The sequence below is a fragment of the Arthrobacter sp. MDT2-34-1 genome, from assembly GCF_059091365.1.
On the sequence record NZ_JBNHGO010000006.1, the window covers coordinates 1 to 6,819 of the forward strand.

Annotated in this window: 3 protein-coding genes and 2 pseudogenes; 1 reads left to right on the plus strand and 4 read right to left on the minus strand. The window is 65.3% G+C overall.

Annotated features, from left to right (window positions below; translation table 11 throughout):
• Positions 1–122: 122 nt before the first annotated feature.
• Positions 123–938 (plus strand): annotated as a pseudogene (locus AC5RVV_RS16875) (IS110 family RNA-guided transposase); the annotation flags it as partial.
• A gap of 401 nt (positions 939–1,339) precedes the next feature.
• Here AC5RVV_RS16875 and AC5RVV_RS16880 read toward each other — a convergent pair.
• From AC5RVV_RS16880 to AC5RVV_RS16895, 4 genes and pseudogenes are all read right to left on the minus strand, one after another.
• Positions 1,340–2,554, minus strand: coding sequence for a DDE-type integrase/transposase/recombinase (locus tag AC5RVV_RS16880; RefSeq protein WP_494002544.1), 1,215 nt, complete (start codon positions 2,552–2,554; stop codon positions 1,340–1,342).
• A 366-nt stretch (positions 2,555–2,920) separates the two neighbouring features.
• The gene (locus AC5RVV_RS16885) at positions 2,921–4,024 is read right to left on the minus strand and encodes a hypothetical protein (protein ID WP_494002545.1); all 1,104 of its coding nucleotides are present in this window, start codon (positions 4,022–4,024) and stop codon (positions 2,921–2,923) included.
• A gap of 503 nt (positions 4,025–4,527) precedes the next feature.
• A pseudogene (locus AC5RVV_RS16890) lies at positions 4,528–5,765 on the minus strand (IS110 family RNA-guided transposase).
• A 500-nt stretch (positions 5,766–6,265) separates the two neighbouring features.
• Positions 6,266–6,819: hypothetical protein (locus tag AC5RVV_RS16895; protein ID WP_494002546.1), on the minus strand; the 554-nt coding region annotated here is incomplete at its 5' end.

A 6,819-nucleotide genomic window follows, 5' to 3' on the forward strand; every position in this document is an offset into this window, starting at 1 on the left:
CTCGGCATGCCAACCTTTGCCCAATCCGCCGGCCGCACCAACACCCCGTCCACCGACCGGAAAAGCCCGTGATCACTGGCAAAGATCCTTGAAACTCTTAGTTCGGAGAAGACCGGCGGGACGCCTGGGTCCTGGCCCAGATGCTCGCGGTCGGTACCGTAACCGAGGTGCGGATCCCGGATGCTGCAACCGAGGCGCTGCGGGATCTGTCCCGGCTGCGCGCGGCCGCGGCCCGGGACCTCGCGCATGCCCGCCAGCATGTCAACGCCATCCTGCTGCGCCACGGCATCCGCTACCCGAAGGACACCAAATGGACGCAGGAACACGGCGCGTGGCTGCACCGGCAGCGCTTCGAGGACCCGGTGCTGCAGTTCGCCTATGAGGCCGACGTTGAGCAGGCGGAACTGCTCGCCGCACGCCTGCGGCGCATCGACCGGCAGGTGACCGCAACGGCGGCGCAGTGCCGGTACGCGGCGGTGATCAATGCGCTGATGTGCCTGCGCGGCATCCAGACCACCACCGGGTTCGGACTCGCGGTCGAGATCGGAGACTGGACCCGCTTCACCGGCTCCTCCATCGGCTCCTACCTCGGGCTGGTGCCCAGCGAGCAGTCCTCCGGACAGTCCCGCCATCAGGGTCCGATCACCAAAGCCGGCAGCACCTACGCCCGGAGACTGCTGGTTGAAGCGGCCTGGCAGCACCGCCGCCCCTACTCACGCCCCGGCGTACGGCTGCTGCGGCAGCTGGACCTGGTTGACCCGGCCACCCGGATCCGGGCCCTGAAAGGCAACCGGCGGCTGCACCGGAAATGGGAGCACTTCGACGCCCGGCACAAGATGCCGGTCAAGGCCAACACGGCCATTGCCCGCGAGCTGGCCGGCTGGTGCTGGTCGCTGGCCGCGCCCCTGCAGCAGGGAGAACCCATGAAGGCAGCATGACCGATAAGAACGTGCCCCCGGCAGGCGGCGGCAGTGACACGGCAAGCACGCGGAGCCAACCCGGGACGGTTCTATGAGCAGACGGATCACACCGTTGACGCTCGATTCTAGACACCGGCACGCTCCGGCCGAATAATCGTCATGCGGTAGCCAACCCGCGAATATCAGTCTGACCATGCAGTCGAACCATGACTCGCCCCGCTGCCACTAACCTCCGGCCGGCACACAAGGAGCGGCCTCCGGAACAAAGAGCCGGAAGCCGCTCACCTATGTCTATTGACAACCGAACCTACATATCAGAACTGACAGAGGTTACCTATTGCCTCATTGCAATACCTCCGGGAAGACTGATTCGTTGCCTCATTTGAATTTCTCCGGATGAGGTCATGGCCGGGAGTGCATCATGGGTGGGTTCTTGGGGTGTGGTTCCAGGCGCTGTTGATGGGTTTGAGGGTTGCGGGTTTCTTCGCGAGGGCGAGTGTTTCCAGGTCGGCGGTCAGGGCCAGGATTTGGCGTGAGAGCGCTGCGGGCTTGATGCGTTTGAAGGCGGCGTTCATCCGGATGGTGAGGTGTTTGCGCACGCTCGGGTGCCGGACGGCGCGCTGGTGGGGCGTGGCCGGCGCATCGTGCTTTCGGGTGACCTTCGCCCCGTGGCGCTGCTTTTCGATCAGTTTCTGCTGAGGCAGCAGGTAGTTGGTGAAGATCCGGTCCAGTTCCCAGATCTCGTTGAGTTTGGCCAGTTCCGCTTCGGTGTCGTAGCGCAGGTAGCCGACCAGTTCCCGGACCCTGGCCCAGTTCTTCTGCTCCACGTGGGCGCCGTCGTTCTTGTTGTAGGGCCGGGAGCGGGTGAACGTGATCCTGCGGGCGTGGCAGTAGGCCAGCAGGTGCTCGTTGATGAACTCGGACCCGTTGTCCGAATCGATGCCGATGATCGGGAAGGGGAAGACGTTCGTGACGTGCTCGAGGGCCTCGAAGACCCACTTGGCGGCCTTGTTCCGCACCGCCCGGTTCACCGTCCACCCGGTGGCGATGTCGGTCACCGTCAGGGTGAAGCAGAACTCGCCCGAGGCGTTGGACCCGTCGTGGCCGACCAGATCGATCTCCACAAACCCGGGCACCGCGTCGTCCCATTCGGCCCAGGTCCGGATCGGGATCTGGGACTTGAGCAGGGTGCCGGGCTTGGTATGCGACCGGCCCCGCGGCAGCATCCTGGCCCGCTCGGCGGCCAGCTTTCGGTCGATCGTGGCCGGGCTCATGGCCATCAGCAGCTGCGCCTGCGTGTCGGTGACATCCAGTTCCCCGTCCCGGCGCAGCAGCGGCACCAGCACCGGCAGCATCGGGGCCAGCAGCTTGCCGGCCGGGAACCGCAGCACGGCCCAGCACCTGATCAGACCCGGCAGCAGCTCCGGACCGTATACCGTTCTCCTGCCGGGCCTGGGCCGCATCGGCTTCAGGACCAGCGCCTGGCGCAGCGCGGCCCGGGCGTGATCGCGGTGCCAGCCGGTCAGCTCGACCAGCTCGTCCAGGATCCGGGTCTTGCCGGCCCGGTCAGCGCCCCGGTACGCCAGGGCCTTCTTCTTCGTCACAGCCTGCCGCTGGGCCATCGTCAGCTCCATAGAAACGGGCATAACCGGCATCGGCCGCCAACACCGGTCCACCACGCCGCCAGGCGGAGGATTTCAAATGAGGCAACGTATACCGCTACGCGGAGGTTTTCTATGAGTCAACGCGCCCTCTTGTCTGCACCGTGCGGCAGCAGTAATTTAATGGCGTAGCGCACGGTGCGGTCCCGCACAGCAGCGGGATAGCCGCTCGGAGGTAATTCCGGAAGGTGCGCTACCGACTCCGCTATGGCGGAGCAACGGGACCGGGGGGCCTTGGCGGCAGCAACGCCAGACCCCCGATCTGTTTAACACAGCGGCTGCCCTGTGCCGGGACCGCTTGGCGGGGCGCAGGAAGGTCCAGCCAGGCGTTGGGGCCGGTTACCGCTGTGCTGCAGCGTTGCGTATGGCGGTCAGGGCCTTGCGCAGTTCAGTGAGCACCGGGGCCGGAACCGCGCCGGTCAGGTAGGCCAGGCCGTTGCAGGCGGCGGTAAAGGCATCGCTGTCGTTCATGGCCAGCGCGTTTCGGCAGTAGACCTCAGCGAACCTGTTCAGCAGTTCAGAGTGCTCGTCACTGAGATCGGGCTGGAGGACCTCGATGACATGCAGGATGCGGGTCCGCAGGTCCCCATTTGCGGCTGCGGGGCGCCGCAGCTCAATGTCTTCGGGGCGGGCGTGGAGGATGTCGAGTCTGAGGACGGACCCGAAGACGGCCACTGTGCGGGGCAGATAGTCCAGATCTGCCGGTTTCTCATAGGTGCGCGGCCCCGACCGGCCGGTGACGGTCTGTTCGATGGCGGTGTAGAACCCACAGACAAGGTAACTGGTCACCGGCTGTAGGCCGATCCTGTTCTGTCGCAGCCTGGCCTTGCCCGCTTTGCGGAACGCCGCTTCGATCAAGGTGCAGAACGCTGCCAGATCCAGCCGGCCCCAGTGCTCATTGACCAGCTGACGGACCCAGGCTTTATCCCGGTCGCTTGGCTGCGGCCAGTCCCGCTCAAGGAGCTTGACTTCAAGGTAATTGAGGACCTCGTCCTCGATGCACCGGGCGGCGGCACGGGCGATGTCTTCGAAGGAGCTGGTCAGAATGCGGCCGAGCCGTTCATCGAGCTGTTTTTCAAAAACCCGGAGGCGTTGGGCCGGTGGTCCGTCTCCGGCGAAGATCCAGATGATTCTGGAGGGATAGAACGAGGATTTTCCATCGGCCGAAAAATCGACCGCCTCCTCTCCGATGGCCGCGCAGGGAACCAGCACGTCGTTCACGAGCAGCTGCACGTCAGAGCACGGCAGCGCCTCGATGAGGGCCTGTCCGCCAATATGCTCGCCCCAGGCGCCGGTCTGCCGCAGGGCCTCGGCGGCAAGAACCGTCTGCGGGCTGATGCCCGCCGGCAGGCCGTGATCGGCGGCTTTGATCCAGGTCCGGATCCGTTGAATGCAGGTCGGGCAACCAGTCCCGGTGTCGGGGTTGTGCCGGTCCTGCCACACCCGGCGCGCCTGGGCGCGGGATGTAACCGGTACCGGGGGCAGGATACCGCCGCACTTTGGGCATCTGAGCCCGGTCACTTCGGCTGAGACGAACTGGGCCACGTACCGGGCGGTCCGTACCGGGCCGTGCCGGTCGACCGGAGTACCCTTGAAACTGTGGGGGAAGACCAGTTCCCCCGCAGGGTCCAGATGATTTTCCCAATAGGCGAGGGCCGCGGCGGTTTCCGGGACCCGGTCGCCCAGAATCCGCAGACGGATCACGCCGACATCGATGCGTTCCACCAAGGCTCCCTGCGAAAAACTATGTTCCCCACGCTACGCCTGACCCGGCCACCCGTGCAGACTTTTCTGTCACCCCGACCCGGGCACAGCTCTCAACAAAGCAGGAAGCCCGGCCGCCCCGATGGACCGCAGGTACTCCGGGGACGGATTTGACGGATCCGGAACGAATATCTTCATGGCCAAGCCCTTCCCCCGGTGTCCTAATACGAAAGTAGGGTGAGTCAGGCTGCGGCGGCCGGCGTGAGGGTGACGTCGTAGCCGAGGTCATTGAGGCGTTTGATGGCGTTGTTCCTGGCGCGGGCCGGGTCCTGCCTGGTGTAGTAGCCGGGACCGGGATCTTCGTAGCAGACGCCCTGGGCGAGCAGGTGCCAGACCGCGGCAAGGACGGCGTGTTCGGTCGCGACGATGGCCTTGGGTTTGCCGCGGCGGGCCATGATCCGCTTGAAGCGGGCGCCGAGGTGGGTGTCCTTGGTGTGGGAGATGGCCAGGGCCGTGGTGCCCAGGGCGCCTTTGAGGTGTTTGTTGCCGGGGCGGGTTTTGGAGGATCTGACCCGGCCGGCGGACTCGTTCGAGCCGGGACAGACTCCGGCCCAGGAGGCGAGCCGGCCGGGGGTTTCGAACACGGCCATGTCGGCGCCTGTCTCGGCGATGATCACGTCCGCGACGGTGTTGGAGATCCCGGGGATGGTGGTCAGGAAGTCCCGTGCGGTGCGAAAGGGGGCGATTGCCTCCTCGGTCTTTTCGGTGAGTGCGTCGACGGTCCTGCCGTGGGCGTCGATCTGGTCCAGGTAGATCCTCACCATGAACGCATCGTGGTCGCTGAAGCGGCCCACCAGGGCCTCGGTCAGGGCCGCGGTCTTGCTGCGCATCGGGCCCCGGGCAGGGACGCGAGCACCACCGGGGCGCGTTCGCCGGCGATGAGGGCCTCGAGCATGGCACGGGAGGACACACCGGTCAGGTCCGTGACGGTGGAGGAGAGCTTGATGCCGGTGGATTCAAGGAACTTCTCCAGCCGCTGGATGCACCGGGCTCGCTCACGGACCACCGCGGTACGGGCGCGGGTCAGGTCCCGCAGCTGGCGGATCGGCTCCGGCGGGACGAACGAGGCCCGCAGCAGCCCGTGGGCGCCCAGCTGGGCCAGCCAGGCCGCGTCGGAGACATCGGTCTTGCGGCCGGGGATGTTGCGGGCTGCCTTGGCGTTGACCAGGACCACCGGCAGCACGTCTTCAAAGACGTAGTAGAAGGGCTTCCAGTAGTCCGAGGTCGATTCCATCACCACGGTGGTGACCCGCGCCTCGAGCAGGAAGTCGCGCAGGGCCAGGACTTCAGCGGCGGTCGGCCCCCAGGTCGTCACCGTCGAGGTGAAGGTCCCGGCTCGTTTGCCCGGGACCCGGATGCAGACCCTGGCGTCCTTCTTGGAGATGTCGATCCCGGCGGCACGCTCATGCACGATGTCCATGGGACCCTCCCTTGGGGGTGTTGCTGGTGGTTGTGTCAGTGTCAGCTGCGGAAAGGACAGGGAAACAAAGAAGGAAACTAACACTCGTGCTCAACGGCAACAGTCCACGGTTCCCGCGGAAGGCCTCCGCGCCACGCTGTCTCACGGACCGGCAGGCGGTACCAAGGACAATCGGCGCTTGGGCCGCAGCGGACACCTGCATTATCCCGCTGCCTCCGCTGTCCCGTCAGGCCTCCACGGATCCCCGGAACGCGACGGGCAGACTTTCAACCCCCACGGCGCGGCAGCGCCCCTGGACCGCTGTCTCATCTAACTTAGATGAGACGGGACACCCGGGGGAGCTACGCCGACGGGCCGGCCACCAACTGATACCGACCGGCAACGAGACATATGCGCTGTTATCGGCGGTTGTCCCTCAAGAGCCCCTTGCAGGACTTAGAAAACATGACGGGTAAGTGACAGCCGACGGACAGGTGGGAAACGCGATCCGGGTTGTCCCGTTAACGGCGGTTTACAGCTCCGCGACCGCGGCGAGCATGGAATTGGCTGTCGTCACTTAACGAGGTGCCCTGATCGTCGTCTTCGCTCGATTCGGAGGCCGGCGGGTAGTTTATGAACCGTTTGACATCATCGAGCTGCTTCTGGAGTTCCTCCACGATGCTCTTGTACCTGGTGACTTCTGCCTTTCTTCGCCTGTACTCGGCAGCGCTGGCCAACATCGCGAAGAATGCCAGGGGTACGGCAGTGAGCACAGCCCACCCCGCCATGGTGAAAAACTCGAAGGCCACGGGAAGAGCGTTCTGGAAGGCGCGCAGATCATTGATGCCGCCCACCACGCTGCCCAGGAATGTGTCGAGCGGCTCCATGAACCGCCCGATCACCGGAGTATCTGACAACGATGGCGCAGTCAGGGTTTCAGTGCCGGACCAGCGCGGGTCGTTCGGACGAGACACCACATAAACCCCGACGCCGGCACTGGACGTCATGAACACGGTCACAGAGCCAAGGGCTGCCCAGTGCAGTTTCCGGGGGTGCCAAAAGAACATCAGCAGAA

Coding starts and splice junctions, on each gene's coding strand:
- AC5RVV_RS16880 (WP_494002544.1), bottom strand. CDS start 2,554: ATGGAGCTGACGATGGCCCAGCGGCAGGCTGTGACGAAGAAGAAGGCC.